Source organism: Vagococcus acidifermentans (genome assembly GCF_003987655.1).
GTDB classification, from domain to species: Bacteria; Bacillota; Bacilli; order Lactobacillales; family Vagococcaceae; genus Vagococcus_B; species Vagococcus_B acidifermentans.
In genome coordinates this window covers 109,823-130,055 of the sequence record NZ_NGKC01000003.1, presented here as the reverse complement: position 1 = coordinate 130,055, position 20,233 = coordinate 109,823, and the positions used below count along the sequence as shown (strand labels likewise).

Here is a 20,233-nt window from a genome sequence, read left to right as displayed (position 1 = left end):
GAAGCACCTCTATTTATTCGACTCGTTTGCAAAAGCTAACACTTGCTTTGCCAGCTCATCAACTTTATCTGGTAAATCTGCCACAAAACTCATCACTTCATCCATCGAAAACCCTTGGATATTTCCAACAAAAATCTTTTCAAAGACTTCTTCATCATTTCGTTCTTTATCAAGTAACAACTCTTCATACAGTTTTTCTCCTGGACGGATACCCGATTCGACGATTTCGATATCATCTTCGGTCAATCCGCTGAGACGAATCATGTTTTTCGCAAGATCGACAATCTTCACTGGTTCACTCATGTCCAAAATGAAGATTTCTCCACCTTTAGCCAAAGCACCTGATTGGATGACTAGACGACTGGCTTCTGGGATAGTCATAAAGTAACGAGTCATCCGAAAATCGGTGACAGTGATTGGGCCGCCTTTTGCAATTTGCTTACGAAACAATGGAATAACACTTCCACGTGACCCTAAGACATTACCAAATCGCACGGCTGAGAATTTCGTCTTACCAGCTTCGTTTAAGCTGGTAACAATCATTTCTGCCATTCGTTTGGTAGAACCCATCACACTTGTTGGGTTATTTGCCTTATCAGTGGAAATCATGACAAAGTTTTTCACATTGTTTGCTTTGGCAGCCTCGGCGACATTTTTTGTACCATACACATTATTTTTGACTGCTTCTCTTGGATTGTATTCCATCAACGGTACATGCTTGTGGGCAGCCGCATGATATACGATATCAGGTTGATAGGTTTCCATGATTTCAAAGATTAATTGTCGATCTTGCACATCCGCAATAATTGGGACAAAGATGGTTTGACCGTGACGATGAGTATTGAGCATTTCTTGGTGGATTTGATAGATAGAATTTTCACCATGTCCCAATAGTAACAATTGCTTAGGGTTAAATTTCATCACTTGTCGGCATAGCTCTGAGCCGATAGACCCCCCGGCACCTGTGACCAAGATGACTTTACCTGTAATTTGATCTTTGATGGCATCCATGTCCAGTTTTACTTCTTCTCGACCTAAGAGATCCACGACATCGATTTCTTTCAGGCGGCTGATACTGATTTTACCTGAAGCCATCGCCTCCATTGAAGGCATCGCATTGACTTTGACTGTTGAATCCGTTAATTTTTCGAAGATTTCTTTGAGGCGTGGTTGTGGTAGGGATGGAATGGCGATAGTAACCATATCAATTTGGTGTTCTTTAATTAGCTTGGATAGATCGCCCAAAGTACCTAAAACTTTCTTGCCTGAGAGATATATACCCACCTTATTTGGATCATCATCAACAAAACCAATGATATCGATTTCTCCAGAAGTCGGCGTGCCTATCAAACTATTTTGTAGGATACGTCCGCCTTCACCTGCACCTACAATCAATGTTCGTTCGACCTTGGTGGACTTCCCATTGCGGTGATTCTTACGTTCTATATAGATGCGCCACGTCAAGCGACTGGCAACAATTAGACTGGTGGCAACACAATAGGACAACAGTTCAAAGCGCCGACTGTGGCTACCTTCCCAAATGAAAGAAACTACGAAGAGGCCCACCAGAAACTGACAGGTTGTCGCTAAAAAAATAGCCACAATCTCTCGTAAGTTGGTATAGCGGTTAATACGGGTAAAGACTTTAAAAAATGCTCCAAACCCTAAATACAATATAATAGAAAGACTCATCGAAATCAATAGAAACTGTTGTGTGACATTTACGTACGGTTTCATAAAGAAATAACTTATCACACATGCCAAAGCAATTAACAAACTGTCTAATAAAACTAGTATTTCAATCTTTCTTCTTCTATTAAGAACAAACACTCCAAAATTCCCCCTAAAACAATCCAAATCGTTTCTTCTTTATCTCTGTATATTCTGGAAATGTGACCGCATCCCCATTGATTAGATCTTTCGCCACCTGCTCCATTTCTACAACTTTATTATCACCGAAGTCGTGAGCAATCTGTCGAAAGGCATCTTTCATTGCAAACGTTCTTTTTTTGATACCATGAGCGTCAGACGCCATAATCTGAACGAGGTTATGCTCAACCATCTGTTTTGCCGCCTTTTGGATGTCTTTACCAAAGACACCTATGTAGCTTGGAGCGGTGAGTTGCGCGAGGCACCCCATCTCCAAGTATGGAATCAGGCGATTGGGATCTTCGCGAAACTTCGCATTTCTTTCCGGATGGACGATGACTGGCACCTTTCCCATATTTCGCAGCTTGAAAAAAAGTTGCTCCGTATAGGCTGGGACATCCATCGTAGGAAATTCAATCAAAAGATAGGTATCTGCCAAATCTGTAAACAAAATCTGATCTTGTTGGATTTCTTCTACTAAATCCCCCGTAATCCGCACCTCTTGCCCTTCCAGTAGGGTCAGAGGGAGGTTACGACGATCGAGTTCCGCCTGGAGCTCAGTCACTTTATCGATAACCGCAGCTTTCGGATTCACATATTTCCCATTATTATGATGGGGGGTACACAAGATATGTGTGATGCCTTGGCTGATGGCTTTTTCTGCCATGGCAATGCTATCAGCTAACGTATCTGCCCCATCATCTACTCCCGGTAAGATATGACAATGAAGATCAATCATCCAATCTCCTCCTCAAATCAATTCAACTTAATTACCATAATAATAGTAGTAACCTTGGTCTTTCATATTTTGCGTGCCATTGTATACCACGCCTAATACTCGCGCTTGCACCATTTCCAACAGATTTTTCGCATTGGTTAATGTATCTTTTCGCGTGACGTTTTCTCTAACAACTAGCAGTGTGCCGTCAGCTTTTGACGCCATAATCTGAGCGTCCGTCACGGCGACCACAGGTGGCATATCGAAAATAACAACATCATACAGGTGGCGCGCTTCCTCAATAACTTGGTTCATACGTACAGAGCCTAGTAATTCAGAAGGGTTTGGCGGCTTAGGCCCACTTGGTAAGATGGACAGATTTTCGATTCCGACTGTGCGCGTATTTTCCAAGACGCTTTGATTGGTACTCAAGACGAGGCTCAGACCGGTATCATTACTTAACCCAAATGTTTTGTGAACCGTTGGATTACGCATATCCGCATCCACCAAAAGCACACGTTGACCGGAGCTAGCGAAGACCACGGCAAGATTCGCTGAAGTCGTGGATTTACCATCTGCCGGTCCAGATGATGTCACGACGATGGTCTGAATTTTTTTGTCTGCTGAAGCAAACTGGATATTGGTCCGAATCGTCCGGTACTGTTCTGAGATTGGTGACGTTTTGTCTGCTAGTGTGATGAGACTGACGGCACTAGTTTGTTGGCTATGATGTTTACTGTTTCGTTTTCCCATAATCGATATCTCCCTATACTCGTGAGCGACTGCGACGAGCTTTGTCTTGTTTGGTTGTGGAATTGTCCTGATTTTGCACTGCAGCGATTGATTTTGTGGTCTTCTTAAGCTCTTTATCTGTCATTTGTGGGACTGAGCCAAGGATGGTAAAGCCGAGATTTTCTACTACGAACCGGCTATCTTTGACGGTACGGTCCAACAGTTCCAATAAGAAGGCCAAGCCAACCCCTACCATCATCCCTAGAACCAAGCCGATTGCTAAGTTCAGCTTGTTGTTGGGAGAGACTGGTGTCATGGAGGCTTGTGCATTTGAAATGATTGAAATCTTGTCGACATCCAAAACATCTTTGGCATTTTCTTGGAAGACTTTCGCTGTGGTGTTGGCGATATGTTCCGCATCCACTGGTTTTGTATCGGTTGCTACGATGGAAAACATTTGGGAATTCTGGGATTGTTGGACTTGGATGGCACCTTTGAGTTCACTGACAGTTTTATCCAGATCATATTCTGACTCCAGACGATCTTTGACAGTGCTCATGACCAAGTCGCCAGTAATCATATCTTTATACGTATTAATCATCAATAAGTTCGTATTGACATCCCCCGCATTGGTCGCATCTGTTCGAAGTAGTTTAACAATCAATTGGGCTTGTGAATTGTATTTCGGCGTAATGATAAAAAACGTCGCCACGCTTGCCAGAGCCAAGCCAGCGAACATACTAATCAATATTGCAGCGACATGCTTCTTTAAGATGTCAAATATTTCCTTCAAACTGATTGTCTCTTCCATTAGTGTTCCCACTTTCTCTTTCATTTTCTACAAAGACTGTTTACTGTTCGTCGTCAGGCTCAGCATATTCTTCGGTGAATGCTTCTTCATGAGAATTACCTTCATCAGAAGACTCATTTCCCGACTCACCGCTATCACCTGGTGACAAGGTACCGTATCCTAACTGCTCACTTATGGTGTTCAGTGAGGCTGTAAAGGATTCCTTATAGGTGAGATTACGAACTTGACCGATGCTCTCTGCTAAGGCAATATAGCTTTCATAATTTGCCTTGTCTGTGATTTGACCATTTTTAAGTAAGCTGTCGATGGTTGCTTCAATGTTCTTAATCCTAGTCAACTGTGCATTGGCAAAATCTAGATACTCAGTGATATTTTTTTGCCATTGGTCAGCTAACGTCGACAGTTTCAAGGTTTCTCGAATTTCTCCGATTGATTCGTCTGAAATGTCTTTTTTAATCACTACATCATTAACCGGCTTCTGCCAAGAACTCACAGGATTCTCAAACAAGTTATTGGTCTTTTCTTGAATAGTTAATTTGTCATTGACCAAATTAACTTTTTTCACAAGGGCGTCTTTGGTCTCTTGAATCCCCCCAGCATCGTCTGTTAGGTCTTCTGCTTGAATATGGTATTCTTCAGCATCAACTTTGACAGATTCAAGCTTTCCTCGTACGGCCGCAAGCTCGGACTCCGTCAAATTTTCTCTCAAAAAAATTGATTGACCTTCTTGATAAAACGAATCAATGGTTTTTGTGAGAGTCACTAACTGCTCTTGGCTTTTTGCAATGGTGCTATTGGCGTACTGAACTCGTTGTTCATACTGATGTGTTTTATCGGCTCGGTAACCGATGTAACATATACCCAGTGCTCCGATACCGACGGCTACGACAGCTAGGCCTTTTGCTAAGGGTCTTCCCATCTAACTTTACTCACTCCCAAAAAATTGTTATTTGTCACAATTGTTCATATTATACTATACTCAACTAAATATTTCAAAAGTATCCAAAAAAGTGTTTTTTGAAGCTATTTGCGATAAAGATTCAAAAAAACTAAGCATTGTACACTTTTAACTCTAGTGATGCACCAACTATAGTACGTTTCGCATAAACGATATTTTATCAAATTGGATAGTCAAAATATGACTACCTACTTCGATATGCAAAAAAATATAAAAGTATGAATCTATCAAATTATGCAGCATTCTGGAATAAACTAGTTAGCTGAGTACAAGTCTCTGGCTGTACTTAGTAGATTTTCCTGTTGTTGCTATCGTAGTGGCTGTCTGGATCTAGGTCAATATCTTAGACACATTTTTGTAGAGACTGTCATGCCATCCTAATTTTTTCTTGTCTTTCAAATTCATGCGGTGTTAAATAGTTAATCGAACTATGGATTCGATTACGATTATAAAATCCCTCAATATAACTGAATAAAGCTTGATTGGCTTCCTCAAAGTCTAAGTAACTTGTTGTGTAAACTTCTTCTTTCTTTAATGAAGCATGAAACGATTCAATCCCTGCATTATCATAAGGCGTCCCTTTACGACTATAGGAATGCCTTATTTTATTTGTTGCTAACCACTCTTCATATTCTAAGGAGGTATATTGGCTACCTAAATCGGTATGTAGAATCATTCCCTCTGGAATGTCATAACGCTGTTTAGCTTGACTTAAAGTCTTTAGAACACAATCTACTGTCATACGTTTTGAAAAAGTGTAACTAATAATTTTCTTCGTGTGTAAATCCATAATCGAAGATAGGTAACACCAACCGTTTTTCTTTGTTGGAATATAGGTAATATCAGCTACCCATTTTTCACAAATATTTTTAGTAGAAAAATTTTGATTTAAAATATTTTCTTTTGAAATAATTTGTTTATTAGACAATTGAGGTCTATATTTTTTTACAACAATTGATTTTAAACTTAATTCTTTCATTAGCTTTTGGACATGTTTAAGCGATACTGAAATCCCTTCTTTTAATATCATTTGATGTATTTTGGTTGCACCATAACGCTGTTTACTATCAAAATAGATGGTTGAGATTTTCTTTTTTAACTTGTTATTTCTGATTTCTGTAGCTGTTAGTGGTTTATTTTTATAAAAATAATAGACACTTCTAGGCATTTCTAATAAACGACACAATAAAGAAACAGTGTATTTAGTACACCATCTTTCAATAAATTGAACAATTGACTTTATATCTTTCGAGAGAATATGGCAGCGGCTTTTTTTAATATTTCTAATTCCTCCTTTAAACGAGCATTTTCTTTTCTTAATTCAGCAGTTTCTTTTCCAGTCAATCCTGTGGATTGGTTTAGGGTATATAAGTTTTTCCACTTATAAATAGTTGCTTCAGATAAGCCATATTCTTTCGATAAACCACGAACTGATTGTCCAGTTTGATTAAGTTCTACAATCATTCGTTTAAAATCTTCTTCGTATCGGGTCATAAAAATCATCCTCTCGTAGATAAGTTTAATATATTTCTGTCTCTACGAAAAGTTGTCTAAGATTTGATACTAACACCACACCGAGGACAGGTCTAAATACTGATACTTATTGGGACAAACTTGCTTACGAAGAAGTTTTTGTACCTTTAGCAAAAGATTTCATTCATAGAATAAAATTATTCGAAGGAGAAAACTAACATGACAGATAATGCAAAACCAGGTTTCTTTTCTAAGCAAAAACCTGATAATTCTTATAAAGAGATCCCTAAACCGAAATCAGCATTTACTTCTGACAACACAGATTTACTAGAAAATATTCACCCTGAAGAAGATGTATTAAAGATAAACAACAAGTCTCTTGGTGTACCAGCCATAGTCTGGTGCGAATTTACGGCTTTGCTTGATACAACTGATAATGATTATACCTATGAACTACTCGAAGAATTAATTCACGAAAGAACTGCACGTTTCGATCACAATCAAGAAATAACCTACAAACGAATATTAGAGCGTAAGAAAGATCAGGAAAGAGAACGTATATATAAGAAAGAAAAAAGGAAGAAGATTTAGATCTTCTTCCTTTTTATTTACAATTTATATTTTATAAAATATAAATTGTAAAATATAATTTTGCTTTTAAAATCAATCAATTAAACACTATAATAGATTTTTGTAAATTTTCTTTTATAATTTATTTTCTATATTTTATAATTTATAAATATAATCAGTAAACACTAAATCATAATATTTCACGAGAGTGTAAAATATTATTGAAGAAATAGACTCAGAAATGAAAGGGTTCTGTTGCAAAGTTTTAAATCTACTATCAAATAAGGTAGAATAATAGAAAAAGATAGCAGGAGGAATGACGATGAATCATTTTAAAGGAAAGCAATTTCAGCAGGATGTGATTATTGTAGCCGTGGGCTACTATCTTCGTTATAACCTTAGCTATCGTGAAGTTCAAGAAATCTTATATGATCGTGGCATTAACGTTTCTCATACGACGATTTATCGTTGGGTGCAAGAATATGGCAAACTACTCTATCAAATTTGGAAAAAGAAAAATAAAAAATCCTTTTATTCATGGAAAATGGATGAAACGTACATCAAAATTAAAGGAAAATGGCATTATTTGTATCGAGCCATCGATGCAGATGGTTTAACCTTGGATATTTGGTTACGTAAAAAACGGGACACACAAGCAGCCTATGCTTTTCTTAAGCGGTTAGTGAAGCAGTTTGATGAACCGAAGGTTGTAGTCACAGATAAAGCCCCCTCTATTACAAGTGCCTTTAAGAAACTAAAAGAATACGGCTTTTATCAAGGGACAGAACATCGTACCATTAAATACCTGAATAATTTGATTGAACAAGACCATCGTCCAGTAAAGAGACGCAATAAATTCTATCGAAGTTTACGCACTGCCTCTACCACGATTAAAGGCATGGAAGCCATTCGAGGATTATATAAGAAAACCCGAAAAGAAGGCACTCTCTTCGGGTTTTCGGTCTGTACTGAAATCAAGGTATTATTGGGAATCCCAGCTTAAATCATAGATACCGTAAGGGATTTTATTCTTTATTTAAAACTTTGCAACAGAACCAATTTTTCTTACCTGCTAATAACTTGGTAAAAAGCACCCGACGATTACAGATAGAGAAATACATGGATAGCTTTACAGACAAAGAACTATCCTTAATGGAATCTTTAGCCAGCGGTATCAACGAAGCAAGAAACATCGAAGACTAATTAAAAGAATCCATACATAACGGAAAGAGCCGATAAAATGAGATTGTATTAATCTCATTTTATCGGCTCTGCGTCTTTGCGTCTGGCTCTGTAATCACAGTTACTTTGAACTGCTTTATTTCAATTAAATTTTCTTGTCTGCATTTCGGACAATAGAGGGGGAATTTTTTTAATTCAGTATCTTCCCTTATCTTTAATCGTGTTTTATTTCCACATACAGGACACAATATCCACTTGTAGTTTATAATAACTATCTCCTCCTTTACACTTTAATTCAAATCTTTATTAAAAAATATTTCATCTTATTTAACAAGAAACCATATTTATATAACAACATAAAATACACTAAGTTATTTTATTGAACATATATCGTACTTTATCTATCCGACTATTTGGACGACGGGGCTGGCAAACAGGTTCACCGGTAGTAACATGGTACCCTTTTAACTCTGTTAAACAAACACTACGTCCATTTGTAAAGAAAGTTAAATCACTACGATATTCTTGAATACACCGAGCAGGGATTTCTCCACTAAGAATGACCTCATTATTTTTCAATTGAGTGTCTACGATGTTCGCACAATATTTAGGAGCATCGTTGTATGCTCGTGAAAGATATTCCTGTGGCGCATAAATTTTAAAACTAAGATATGGCTCTAACAATTCTGTTCCAGCTTTTTTTAAGACTTGTTCCAATACAATAGGAGCAAGCATCCGAAAATCTGCTGGAGTACTAACAGGGCTATAGTATAAACCGTACTTAAAACAGATTTTACAATCCGTCACATTCCAACCATATAATCCTTGTTCGCAACCATAGCGTATCCCTTCCATAACTGCATTTTGAAATGATTGATTTAAGTATCCAAGAGAAACCGAGCTCTCATACTGCATTCCACTTCCCAACGGAAGCGGTGATACAGATAAACCAATGGAAGCCCAGAAAGGATTTGGCGGCACTTCGATGTGAATGGTATATTCTGCATTTTTTAACGGTCTCTCCATATAAATGACTGTAGGCTCTTTTAGTTCTATCTCCACATGATACTTTTCTTGCAACAGTGCACTAATCACTTCCATTTGTACTTTCCCTAAGAAAGAAAGTATAATTTCATGTGTCGTAGAATCCACGTAATATCGTAGAAGCGGATCACTATCTGAGATTTCCAAAAGGGCATCAAGCAACATTTCTCTCTGTTCAGGTTTACTCGGTTCAACAGTTGTTTGTAGTAGAGGGTGCGGATTTTCAATCTTTTTTCTCTGTGGCAATAGTTTTGTATCTCCAAGAACACTATTTAACTTCAAAAACTCATTTTGCAAAATAACAATTTCTCCAGAATAAGCTCTATCAATCTTACATAATTCACCATTTATTGAAGTATACATTTCTGTAACTTTTATTTTTTCTTTTTCTGATACTCTAACCGAATCTCGTAAATGTAGTACTCCACTATAAAGGCGTATATATGCAAGACGTTGTCTTTTTTTTGTATATTCAATTTTGAAAACATTTCCGCAAAGTTCAGACGGACCTCGATGTGTTGATGAATAAAATTTATTAGTAATAACTTCTATAAGGTTATCAATCCCTATATTACTTTTTGCACTTCCATGATAAAGAGGGAACAGAGAACAATTCTGAAATCTTATGCTTTCCTCTTGTTCGAGTTCCAATGCTTCTAATGATTTACCGGACATATATTTCTCTAAAAGGTCATCGTTTCCCTCTATTACCGTATCCCATTGTTCAGATTCGGTAAAGTTCGTCACACACATATTAGGATACAGTTCTACCTTCTGTTTGATTACAATTTCGGCAGAAAGTTTCTCTTTAATATCCTGATAAACCGTTGATAAATCAATTCCATTTTGGTCAATCTTATTGATAAAAAAGATTGTGGGAATCCCCATTTTCCTAAGTGCATGAAATAATATACGAGTTTGTGCTTGTACGCCATCTTTTGCAGAAATCAGTAGAATTGCCCCATCTAAAACTGATAATGAACGATATACTTCTGCTAAGAAATCCATATGTCCTGGCGTGTCTATGATGTTCACCTTCGTATTTTCCCACTGAAAAGAGGTTATTCCTGTCTGAATTGTAATTCCTCTCTGACGTTCTAAAAGCGTATTATCCGTCCTCGTTGTACCTTTGTCCACGCTTCCTAATTCTGTAATCGCTCCACTGTTATATAATAAGCTTTCTGTTAAGGTAGTTTTTCCTGCATCAACATGAGCTAAAACTCCAATATTAATAATTTTCATGTGATTTTCCTCCATTCAAAAACCCAAAAGGGCATAAAAATCCCAGTGATAAATACTTTTATCACTGGGATTTTTATGCATAACCATAGGTATACAAAGCATACAGATATTCTCTGGATACTTTAGAATCACATGATAAAGGTATTCTTAAACTGGGTACAAAAAACTAAGCCCTCCTAAAAAAGGACATCTAATTATTTGTTCCCGCTATCAAATTGACAGTTTATTTAAGAATACCTTGCCGCATATTTATTAACTCCTTTTAAATAGTCACTTAAATAATAGCACGTAAGAGCATATTTGTAAAGGAATCTCCAATTTTTTATCAAAGAGAGTACGTGATTACAAAATAGCTGTAATAATGTACCAATATTTGTTATTCTATAATCTTCCAATTACTCCCGTTCTTTTCAAGTACCAAATCAAATTGAGATACCTGCGTTGCTTTGGTCTGCTGGTCGATATACTCCACTGTCAGCGATACCGTGACTTGATTATCCTTACGATTGTGAATAGGATTTACCAGTTCTTGAAAGATGTACTCTTTTCCGATTGGTTTTAATATCCCGTCATTCACATAGTAGGAAAGTTCACTGGCTGTCGCTGTAGGATAGAGCTTGAAGAACGTCGTTAAAAACTCATTGATTTCATTGGTTGTAATGGAATCAACCGTCCCCTCACTTTCAATGGCTTTTGGTTTATAACTTGATTTCTTAGGTATGTTGGTAATGGTCGGATTCTTAACCAGTACCATATTTCCAGAACCATCTACATAGACACTCACTATATAAGCAGAGTGGACGGTCTTTGTATTTTCTCCCTCTGTAATGAGCTGGTCTACACTGTAGGTTACATTAAACTCATTGTCGCCAGTTGGCTCTACCGTCCATATCTGAAATCCTCTTACAGAAGACGATACAGGAATATCTTTGCGTACTGTATCAACATTGAGAGCTTGAAGTTCATCTGTCAGATAGCCTTTTAGACTTTCCATTCGATTATCAATGGACTTATCGGATTGCTCCCATGAATAGTAGACTTTCGCAAAGTTCTCTACAAAATTTTCTACATGATGAGTATCAACGTATTCCTTTTCTATGATAGTTGTTTCGTGAATAGTATGAGTATCTATAGCTGTAAAGTGCTTGAATATCGCAAAGCTGAAACTAAGCCCTAAAAGTACCCACAAGGCAATCACAACCTTTTTATGAGGATTGACCTTATAGTAGACACGAGGTTTCTTTTCCTTTGGTATCTGTTTTTCTTTATTCTGATTTTTTCTAAATTTCATCATTAAATCTTCCTTTCTCATTGTTTGATTCGTCCTGCTCCCACTAAATGCTGTTGCCAGTAGGGGCTTGTTAAGTCGGCATAACCGATTGGGTCGCCTGCATGAAACATACGGTTATTGCCAAGGTATATCCCAACATGAGTAATATAAGAGCCAGCGTTATAGGTAGAATGAAAGAAAACCAAATCGCCAGCTTGTGCTTCCGATAGTGGGATATGCTGGGTCACATCATATTGCTGTTGTGCGGTTCGTGGTAAGTTAATTCCAGCTTTTCCATACGTCCATTGTGTCAGTCCGCTACAATCAAAAGAAGTAGTCGGGGAAGCTCCACCGTAAACGTATCGCCAGCCCTCATATTTCAGTGCTTCGTCCATGATGGCTTGTACCGTATCATCATCAAACTCTGTTGTGACAAGATACTGCGTTACCAGTTGCACATAAAACATATTGCCATAGTTGTATCGCCAGCCCCCATTGATAGGTATGGCTATGGGATTGGGGTAAGACACTTTTTCGCCACCTGAATACTCTTTTGAGAAACTTTGAGCCAGTTCAAAGGTATATTTATTTCCACGATTAGCCACATACCCTAAGAAACCACCACCATAATTGTAGGACTGGATAACCGATTCTAAATCTACACTGAGCCTTTCGCTACTGGCTAATAATTCACTGAAATACTTCACACCTTGCTTAATGGATTCTTCTGTACTCAATGAATTAGGTGGAAGACCGAGGGATTCCGAGGACTGCATAACATCTTCCGCAGTACCGCCCGATTCCACCTGTATAATCGCAAGAAGTATGTTGACATATTCTTCAACGCCATATTCTTTGGCATATTTTTCTACCATAGGCTTATGAGCCAGCACTTCTGCGGAAACATTCACACCTCCATAATGAATATTGGAAATTCCGCTGTCCTGTTCATCTGAAAATAAAATGGCAACAAACAGAAGCAGTGAGAAGACCATCAAGAATAATCCAGAACCACCAATCACTAAAGTTTTCAACTTCATGGTTTCTTACCGACTTTCTTAATGGTGGCGGTTTTGATTGGTGGTCTACTTCTTGTATTTTGTAGTGGTACTCTTTGAACAGTAGACGGACGTTCTTTTGTGATTGGACGTTGTGAAGTTCTATCTGCTGTAGTGGTTGAAGTTGCTGGCTTTTGAACGGTTTTTTCTTGAACGGTATTGCCTTGGCGTTCCACTTTTGGACTTGAAAAATCGGACTTAACTGCTGGACGCTCTTGTTTGGCTTGTTGAGATTCCTTATATGAAGTCTGAATATTAGACTGTTTTGAGGTCTGTTCATCATGATATTGTTCTTGTCTTGTAGTCGGTCTTTCATGAACAGAAGAAGCAGGCTGTTTTTTCTGTTTGACCTGTTCCATTTCAGAGCGACGCTTCGCAATGGTTTTTCGCCTTTGTTCCTGCTGTTCCTTGCGTCCACTGGCTCTGTCCGCTTTGGTTTGAGAAATACTACTGGTTAAATCACGGACATTCTCTTTTACTTTGGATTTTCCTTGATATACTGCATATCTTGCATTGGTCGGCAAATCTTTAACCTGTTCTTTCAAACCACTAGCAGTGTCTACCATTCTGTCTTTGGTATCAGCTACTGTACCGATGGTTTGACCGATACGTTTTCCAAGTGTTGATTTTTCCTTTCCGTCTGGTCGGGAGTGATCTGCTTGTGTCCTTGCAGAACTCCCCGAACCCGACTGTCCTTTTTTACCTGTAACAATGGCAGACCCAGCCCCTAGAGTAGTCATGGAACGTCCAAGTTTCCGCTGTAGACGGTGCATGTGAGCGTGCATAAGCATACGAGGTTTTCTCATCACACGACTTCCCACACTTTGAGAATCGTTACTCTGTAGAGAAAACATACTCATTAAATCGCCCAGCTTGAAGTAGATTCCTGCAAAGGTCACAATCTGTAGAAAAGCAATCAAAAAGAACGGATAACCAGCCGATAAGGTATAGAGCATGGTTGAAATACTAAATGCTGTCGTAATAATCAATGTGATTCCAGCTCGTGTCAAAATGGTATTAAAGAGCTTTGTTATGGCTCGTTTTGACATACCATCAAATGATGGAATCATGCTTAAAATAAAGCTCACAGGCAGAAACATAGCATAGATGATAAAAAGTACCTGCGAGAAAATCATGATTCCTGTTAATAGGAATACAAATATGGAAATCCCAATATTGAAGACAAATAGGAAGAAGACTGTACCTAAACGGTTAATGGTCTTTGTAATGGTTAGATTGGTATTGCTTCTGTCTTCAATTTCTTCCGCAACAATTTTTTCTCTGTCTTCGCCATTGTTGGAATCTGGGCTGGTGGAGAGCAGGCTTTCCACACGGTCAATACCGATACTTTCAATGTCTGAACTGTTGTATTGAAGCAGTAGCCACGGTTGCTGAACCTGTATGGAAAACAGGCTATCTCTGATTAAGTCCACGCTGTCCTTGCCTTGACTATCGGAATGGGGCATGACAATCTTCGTGCCAAGTGATAAACTGGCATTACTGATGTCTGATGAAAAGTCATTGATTTTTTTAATGTAGTCGGGAGCGTAGGCAATAAAGGAAGCCGATAGGATAAACACCAGCACAAAATTCATAATGGCATGAATTGCCTTTGTGGTTTCTCTCTTTATCAGTCCCGTATAGGCAACATAAACCCCAAGAACCAAAATCAAGAGTAAGAGGAATCCAACATAGAAACCCTCTGTTGAAAATCCGTTTGCACTCACACCAGCTAAGGTCTGCATATTCTTACCAATGGAATCTGCTGTAGCGGAAATGAAGTCTAAGGAATAGGCTTCCTGTACTAAGTAACCTGTCGCATTGGAAACATACAAACTGATTGTCCAAATAAAATTGGTAATGGCATATAGTCCATACATGACCTGTTTTCCAATCCCGTCCGACCAGTTCCACGGAAGCCAGCCCCAGCTATTATCCACATAAAAATCCAGTTGATAGTTTTCAAGTGGGTATCGGCTGTATTCATTTGCCACATTGACCGTATCATCTACCAAGCCCGCAGCTTGAACCACCGTTCCCAGCATGGCTAAAAGAAAAATGGCAATCACAAGTGTGAAAGCCACTGTCATTGCCACTTTACCTAGACGTTTCAGCGTCCAGTTTGATTTTATTCTGTTTACTATTGATGGTTTCACATTTACACCTCTTTTCGCACAGGTGGTCTGGTATCAAAGGCATGGAGCAGTTCTTCAAATACAGGGTGGAACTGTATCACACCGACACGACCATATAAATCACTGATAAGGCATTGCCCGTTTTCCAAATCACGCAATCGCTTCTGATTGTTTTCGTCCTCTGGGTCTACACCAAAAAAGGCTAAGGTCTTTTTAATCTCGTTAAGGTCAGTGGAACGAAATGCAAATTTTAAGCCGAGGTTATTTTTCAGTTTTTCATCTAAGAGGTCGTCTGTATTTTGGGTCACGAAATATACCCCAGCGTTCATAGCACGACCAGCCCGAACCAGCTTCATAGATAGTGTTTTTCCTTGTGCTACCTGTAAAAAGCTCCATGCTTCGTCTAAATCTACAATCTTGAAAATGCTTCGGTCTGTATGGATAAAGTCTAAAGCAAAGGTACTAATGACAATCAGCATAGCAACGGATAAAAGCTCCATAGTGGTATATTCCTCAAAGGAAGTTTCCTTGTCGGGAAGTACCAAGTCCGCAACCTGTATAATGTTCAGTTGTTTTTCTAAGCTGATAGACTGCTCCACATAACCATTACTGAATAATAAATGTGCAAAGTCATAGTCTGTAAAACTTTCGATATGGTCGGCTATACTGGTACTTAGTGGCGTATTCTCAACCCGTAATTCCTCAATCACTTTCATCAACCCTCGTACTTCACTATTGGTTACTGCACGAATGGCTTTTCTAAGGATTGGGAAGCGTTCCCCATCACGAGAGGAAATCCCCGTAAGGAATGTCAGAATATCAATAGCCAGTGATTCAGAATCTTTGGGATTTTTCATAATCACATAAGGGTCAAGTAAGCCTTTGTTTTTCTCATCAGAAGTCAGAGTGACGATATTGATTTCATGGGAAATCTCTGGCAAGGTTTCTTTCCATCTGCCACGTTCTGCTTTTGGGTCTACAATCACTGCTTGTGCCCCATAAAGCACCGCATAATAGACGATAAGGTTATTCGCAAAGGATTTACCACCACCCAGCGAACCAACAAAAGCCGACGCTAACGCATTGGTTACTGAACCCTTAACCCCTTGACTGGCAAGAGCAGGTTTCAGATAGACATTGCGTCCAGTATCTAAGCTGTAGCCAACATAAATCCCCTCATTTTCCCCCAGCATTTGAGTAGCACCAAAACCTAAACCAGCGAGGAAATCAGAGGTCACGTATTGAATATAATCATTCATATAACGCTTGCTGGCAGGTAAAAATTCTTCATGTAAGCCGAGCATATCCCCAAATGGTCGTACCAGTTTTACGCTTAAATCGTCATAAAAATCTTTCACTTCATTACAACGACGTTTGAGTTCGTCAAGATCATTTGCTGATACCCTTACCACATAAGACAGCTTGTACATAGATTCCTTGCTTTGGTCTAAATTGGTTTCCAGCTCATTCACACTTTCCAGAGCTTCCGCCACATTGGAGCTGGTTTCATTATCACTTTGCCAAGCGTGGTTATCCAAGTCTTTCAGTTCTTTCTTTTTATTGCGGACAGTAGATAGGGCTTTACGATTCGCTACAATTTCCACATTCATTGACGTATCAATCGGGAATGTAAATTGCTGTTGCTGGTAGTAGAAGATTTCAGAGGACGGGAAGTCCAGTTCTCCGACAATGCTGTTAATGGTAAAGTAAGCTACATAGACGGTTTCATCTTCCTGCTGGATTTTCAAATATCGCTGTTTTTCTTCCACCAAACAGCGAGTAGGCTTAATCAAGTCATAGTATTTAATCAGCGTTTCATTATCCAGCTTTTTCTTTGATAGATGGTACTCATACTCTTCATAGGCAGTGCCTGTCTGTCCGTAAAGGTGTTCAATCAGATAGCCGAAGTCGTCCTTATCTAACCTGCGGATTTTGAAACGACGAGAGATTTTATTTTCTAAGAGCTTTTCCATCTTCTGAAAACGCAGGATTTCATCATTACTCATACTAACAAAATCGCCCATCAGCTTATGGTTCACATCATAGACAAAATCAGACAAAGCATTTTTTGCTTCAACGGTAAGACTTTTCATAGAAAACTCCTGATCGTTGAGAAGCAACTTAAAGCCGATAAAGAAACGGTAGTTCACTTGATTTTCGCCAATCATGGATATTAAAGCGTCTGTCTGTTGGTCGATTTTGTCATAGGCAACCGCTTTGAGCTTGCCAGTGACTTCATTTTTGGAACGCTCTTGTGCAGAACGTATGCTGGATTCTGTACTGATTTGTAAAGCATGAATTTTGCCATCACGATTTTGTGCGATAAGCTGTCTGAAAGAATCATGCACTTGTATTTTCTGTTCTGGACTTAGAAATGAGTAATTGTAAGGAACAAGCTCATAGTAAGCATAACATTCCCCGTCTTTATTCCAGACGAGATTGTTTTCAATGTATTTAATTGGATATGCCATAAAATTCACTCCTAACTGCTGTAATGGCTTCTTGTGGCTGGTTTCTGCCAAGCGTTACTTTTTTTCCTGCATAGGTCAGCTTTGGTCGCAGTGCATAAGCAATGACAGACTTCAAAAATCCATAAGGCTTTTTACCATCAAAAGTTTTTGTAGACATAAACCATGTGAAAGCCACAGGAATCCCAAAGTATTTGAGAAATGCTCCCTCTATCATGGAAAGAGGGGGCAAGTTGCCAAGTATCATCACTGCAAAGAGTGACACGACAAACCATGTCATTTGCGTAAAGGTTATGGGAAACGGAAGTCTAAAATCATTGATAGAATACAGTACCTTTTCCACAGACCAGATACTGGTATAGCTTCGTATTTTCTTCATGTAATCAATCCTTTCATAAAAAATAGGGGTAGCTGATTGAGCCACCCCGTAAAATAGAAAATCTGCCAGTAGTAATGTACCGACAGATTTAATAGACGATTTCAAAAATCCCATGATTGGTTGAGATAAACGTTCCTGAAAGGTCTAAATCCCGACCATAGGCTTGATAATCAATATAGTTTTGAAGACTAGCTGGTACTTCGCCTAAAGCACCCGTTTCTTCAATGTAGTAGCGTGCCACGTCATACATATCATCACAATCGGAATGAATGATAATATCCTCTTGATGTTCGCTTAGTTCTTCAATGCTTGAAAAATGAGTGAGCAGAGCAGATAGCTCCGATTGTAATTCTTCGGGTAATTCCGATACCATTTCCCATAGTCGATTGAGTTCGCCAATGGAAGTGTATTCGTCAACCGTAAAGGGTAACTCGTAGTCATGAATGGCGTATTCCTCATATTCATCATTCAAGCCGATTTTCTCTTTGACTTCCTCAAAGTCAATGGGAAAGGTAAACCACGCACCGACCAATTCGCCCTCATTGTATTTGCCTAAATTCGCAATATAGACTTGCATATCGTCCATATATTCACGTCCTTTCTTTGTAGAGATTCAAAAATCCCTACCGCACTTCGTTTGGTGTACCATTCCTTTGCGGAACATAAGAAAACCACTTATATTCCACAAAAGAACGGTTTTATTTAAGCACCAATAATGCGATTGAATAGCTCTAGTAAAATGTCTTTTACTCCAGCAGCGTTGAAGACTAAGCCAACCGCAATAATCGCAATAATTAAAAAGCCAATCAGTTTGCTAAACTCACGCTTGAAGCCAAGATACAAGCCAATCACAACGATTGCTAAAAGCACCAGTGATTGAGCGTTTGATAGAAACCAGTTATAAAGGTTTTGTCCAAAATTCATAAAAATGTTCTCCTCTCTATATTCAATGAATTTGTATTTGAGTTATTTTTTTGTTGTTATCACGTCCTGTTCTTTTACTGACTGTTGCTTCAAAATCTGCTTGTGTCGGTCTGTCAGTTTCGCATGGTCGAGAATGTCTTTTACAACCTGCGTCTGGTTGATTTCATCAAGTTTAATCGCAACCTTTAAGGTCGGGGCAACTTGATGAGATAGCCAGTTCAGCGTCCTTTGGAAGGAGTAAGGCTCTGGTTTTGTGGTTAGTTTTAATCGTTCACGATTGTTCCCAATAAACCAAGCCCATTCTTCATTCAGTTTCCAATCAGAACGAGGTTTGGAATCGTCTTTATCTACAAAACGGATATACCGATTGATAATTTTAAAGGCGGTATGCTCTGGATTGTCATAGACGAGTAAATCACGGACTGCATAATAGGCACGCTCATTTTTCAATCGAATCTCAAAACGGTTTTTTACTTCTGCGTCTTCAATGGGAATATCATTTTTCTTGTACTGCTCGTAGTCCTTTTCATAGATACAGAAATAAACTTCACTTTGTAATGAACCGATATAGAGGGTGTTTCCCATACATTCCTTTTCCTCTTTGCGTACCAGTTCGCCACTGCGATAGCTTTTAAAACTGCGGAAGACGGAGATACATTCTTCCTGTTGGCACTTTTCAGTGAGTACAGGGATATTTAAAATCCCTGTCTTATCGTTAATGGCAAGGTCAAGGCGTTTCATCACACCGCCAGCCACCAAAACGTCCATAAAGAACTCATACCAGCTTCTTTGTTGTGCCAGAAGATAGCTTTCAAATTGTCTGCACCCACGACCTTTCAATTCCACCAGAACTCCTTTGTCCAGTTCATGGGAGCAAAGGACGAATATGTCGCCTAAAGCATAATGCTCTGAATAAGAATAGAAACCATAGTCCTCATGAAGAAAATAGGACAGTTTCAGTTGTAAGATGTTTTCGACCACCTGCTGTACGTCTGTTGTCGGAAAGCGAATTCTTACATAATCAAACAGCATTTCAAGGGGAGCGTCGGGATTGAAGCGTTCCAGAGCTTCCCAAAGGGACTGCTGTAAATCCTCTGATGGCTTGACTTTTCCTGTTTCAATATCGCTTAGATACTGCCTTGTAATACCAGTCGCAACAGCTAAACGGTTTTGAGATAGTCCATAAGCCAAGCGTTTTTCTTTTAAATGCTGTAACCAAGTTTGTTCATTCAGTAAAAATCCCTCCAATCAAAAAGGCGTATGTCAACTTTTAAAGCCCATTTGACATACGCTGAAATTTTGTAAATCCCTTGTAACCAAAGGATTTTCTAATGTTTTTTTGACTGTTTCCTGTCGATTTGTACCCCCCTGTTAGATACGGGGGGTTAAGTGCTGGCGTG

The 20,233-nt window shown here is 38.8% G+C and carries 18 protein-coding genes and 2 pseudogenes; 3 read left to right on the top strand and 17 right to left on the bottom strand.

Annotated elements, in window-relative coordinates; translation table 11 throughout:
* Positions 1 to 9 precede the first annotated feature (9 nt).
* The 6 genes from CBF27_RS04105 to CBF27_RS04080 all read right to left on the bottom strand — a co-directional run bounded on the left by CBF27_RS04105 (position 10) and on the right by CBF27_RS04080 (position 6,582).
* Positions 10 to 1,830 (bottom strand): polysaccharide biosynthesis protein, encoded by a 1,821-nt coding sequence (locus tag CBF27_RS04105; RefSeq protein WP_126812666.1) that lies wholly within the window; start codon positions 1,828 to 1,830, stop codon positions 10 to 12.
* Between the two features lie 13 nt (positions 1,831 to 1,843).
* Positions 1,844 to 2,608 carry a tyrosine-protein phosphatase gene (locus CBF27_RS04100; protein ID WP_126812664.1) on the bottom strand — a complete coding sequence of 255 codons (765 nt, stop codon included), beginning with the start codon at positions 2,606 to 2,608 and terminating at the stop codon, positions 1,844 to 1,846.
* 27 nt (positions 2,609 to 2,635) lie between these two features.
* Positions 2,636 to 3,340 (bottom strand): CpsD/CapB family tyrosine-protein kinase, encoded by a 705-nt coding sequence (locus CBF27_RS04095; RefSeq protein ID WP_126812662.1) that lies wholly within the window; start codon positions 3,338 to 3,340, stop codon positions 2,636 to 2,638.
* A 13-nt stretch (positions 3,341 to 3,353) separates the two neighbouring features.
* On the bottom strand, positions 3,354 to 4,130 hold the full coding sequence (locus tag CBF27_RS04090; protein ID WP_126812845.1) for a YveK family protein: 777 nt from the start codon (positions 4,128 to 4,130) through the stop codon (positions 3,354 to 3,356).
* A gap of 40 nt (positions 4,131 to 4,170) precedes the next feature.
* Positions 4,171 to 5,049: a hypothetical protein gene (locus tag CBF27_RS04085; RefSeq protein ID WP_049142179.1), complete on the bottom strand. Its 879-nt coding sequence runs from the start codon at positions 5,047 to 5,049 to the stop codon at positions 4,171 to 4,173.
* A gap of 406 nt (positions 5,050 to 5,455) precedes the next feature.
* A protein-coding gene (locus tag CBF27_RS04080) for an IS3 family transposase (protein ID WP_425469916.1) occupies positions 5,456 to 6,582 on the bottom strand; the annotation gives its coding sequence in 2 pieces (ribosomal slippage) (positions 5,456 to 6,351 and positions 6,351 to 6,582; 1,128 coding nt in all).
* Between the two features lie 198 nt (positions 6,583 to 6,780).
* Between CBF27_RS04080 and CBF27_RS04070 the strand changes: the two genes are divergently transcribed.
* The 3 genes and pseudogenes from CBF27_RS04070 to CBF27_RS04060 form a co-directional block, all read left to right on the top strand.
* A complete protein-coding gene (locus CBF27_RS04070) occupies positions 6,781 to 7,152 on the top strand; it encodes a hypothetical protein (protein ID WP_016629602.1) in 372 nt (123 codons plus the stop codon).
* Between the two features lie 301 nt (positions 7,153 to 7,453).
* A complete protein-coding gene (locus tag CBF27_RS04065) occupies positions 7,454 to 8,134 on the top strand; it encodes an IS6-like element IS1216 family transposase (RefSeq protein ID WP_001015311.1) in 681 nt (226 codons plus the stop codon).
* A 50-nt stretch (positions 8,135 to 8,184) separates the two neighbouring features.
* Positions 8,185 to 8,334 (top strand): annotated as a pseudogene (locus CBF27_RS04060) (XRE family transcriptional regulator); the annotation flags it as partial.
* A 59-nt stretch (positions 8,335 to 8,393) separates the two neighbouring features.
* Here the strand turns inward: CBF27_RS04060 and CBF27_RS04055 are convergent.
* The 11 genes and pseudogenes from CBF27_RS04055 to mobT form a co-directional block, all read right to left on the bottom strand.
* Positions 8,394 to 8,561 (bottom strand): cysteine-rich KTR domain-containing protein, encoded by a 168-nt coding sequence (locus CBF27_RS04055; RefSeq protein ID WP_000336323.1) that lies wholly within the window; start codon positions 8,559 to 8,561, stop codon positions 8,394 to 8,396.
* Between the two features lie 118 nt (positions 8,562 to 8,679).
* The gene (gene tet(M) / locus CBF27_RS04050; RefSeq protein ID WP_000691736.1) at positions 8,680 to 10,599 is read right to left on the bottom strand and encodes a tetracycline resistance ribosomal protection protein Tet(M); all 1,920 of its coding nucleotides are present in this window, start codon (positions 10,597 to 10,599) and stop codon (positions 8,680 to 8,682) included.
* 15 nt (positions 10,600 to 10,614) lie between these two features.
* Positions 10,615 to 10,662: pseudogene (locus CBF27_RS14585) on the bottom strand (hypothetical protein); the annotation flags it as partial.
* A 313-nt stretch (positions 10,663 to 10,975) separates the two neighbouring features.
* Positions 10,976 to 11,911 carry a conjugal transfer protein gene (locus tag CBF27_RS04035; protein WP_001224320.1) on the bottom strand — a complete coding sequence of 312 codons (936 nt, stop codon included), beginning with the start codon at positions 11,909 to 11,911 and terminating at the stop codon, positions 10,976 to 10,978.
* Positions 11,908 to 12,909, bottom strand: a complete 1,002-nt coding sequence (locus CBF27_RS04030; RefSeq protein ID WP_000769868.1) for a bifunctional lytic transglycosylase/C40 family peptidase — start codon at positions 12,907 to 12,909, stop codon at positions 11,908 to 11,910. Before CBF27_RS04030 ends, CBF27_RS04035 begins: the two co-directional genes overlap by 4 nt.
* Positions 12,906 to 15,083, bottom strand: coding sequence for a CD3337/EF1877 family mobilome membrane protein (locus CBF27_RS04025; RefSeq protein ID WP_000804748.1), 2,178 nt, complete (start codon positions 15,081 to 15,083; stop codon positions 12,906 to 12,908). Before CBF27_RS04025 ends, CBF27_RS04030 begins: the two co-directional genes overlap by 4 nt.
* A 2-nt stretch (positions 15,084 to 15,085) precedes the next feature.
* A complete protein-coding gene (gene tcpF / locus CBF27_RS04020) occupies positions 15,086 to 17,533 on the bottom strand; it encodes a conjugal transfer ATPase TcpF (protein WP_000331160.1) in 2,448 nt (815 codons plus the stop codon).
* On the bottom strand, positions 17,517 to 17,909 hold the full coding sequence (locus CBF27_RS04015; protein ID WP_000723888.1) for a conjugal transfer protein: 393 nt from the start codon (positions 17,907 to 17,909) through the stop codon (positions 17,517 to 17,519). Before CBF27_RS04015 ends, tcpF begins: the two co-directional genes overlap by 17 nt.
* A gap of 88 nt (positions 17,910 to 17,997) precedes the next feature.
* Positions 17,998 to 18,495, bottom strand: coding sequence for an antirestriction protein ArdA (locus CBF27_RS04010; RefSeq protein WP_000342539.1), 498 nt, complete (start codon positions 18,493 to 18,495; stop codon positions 17,998 to 18,000).
* 116 nt (positions 18,496 to 18,611) lie between these two features.
* Positions 18,612 to 18,833, bottom strand: a complete 222-nt coding sequence (locus CBF27_RS04005) for a hypothetical protein (RefSeq protein ID WP_001009056.1) — start codon at positions 18,831 to 18,833, stop codon at positions 18,612 to 18,614.
* A 42-nt stretch (positions 18,834 to 18,875) separates the two neighbouring features.
* A complete protein-coding gene (gene mobT / locus CBF27_RS04000; RefSeq protein WP_000398284.1) occupies positions 18,876 to 20,081 on the bottom strand; it encodes a MobT family relaxase in 1,206 nt (401 codons plus the stop codon).
* Positions 20,082 to 20,233 lie beyond the last annotated feature (152 nt).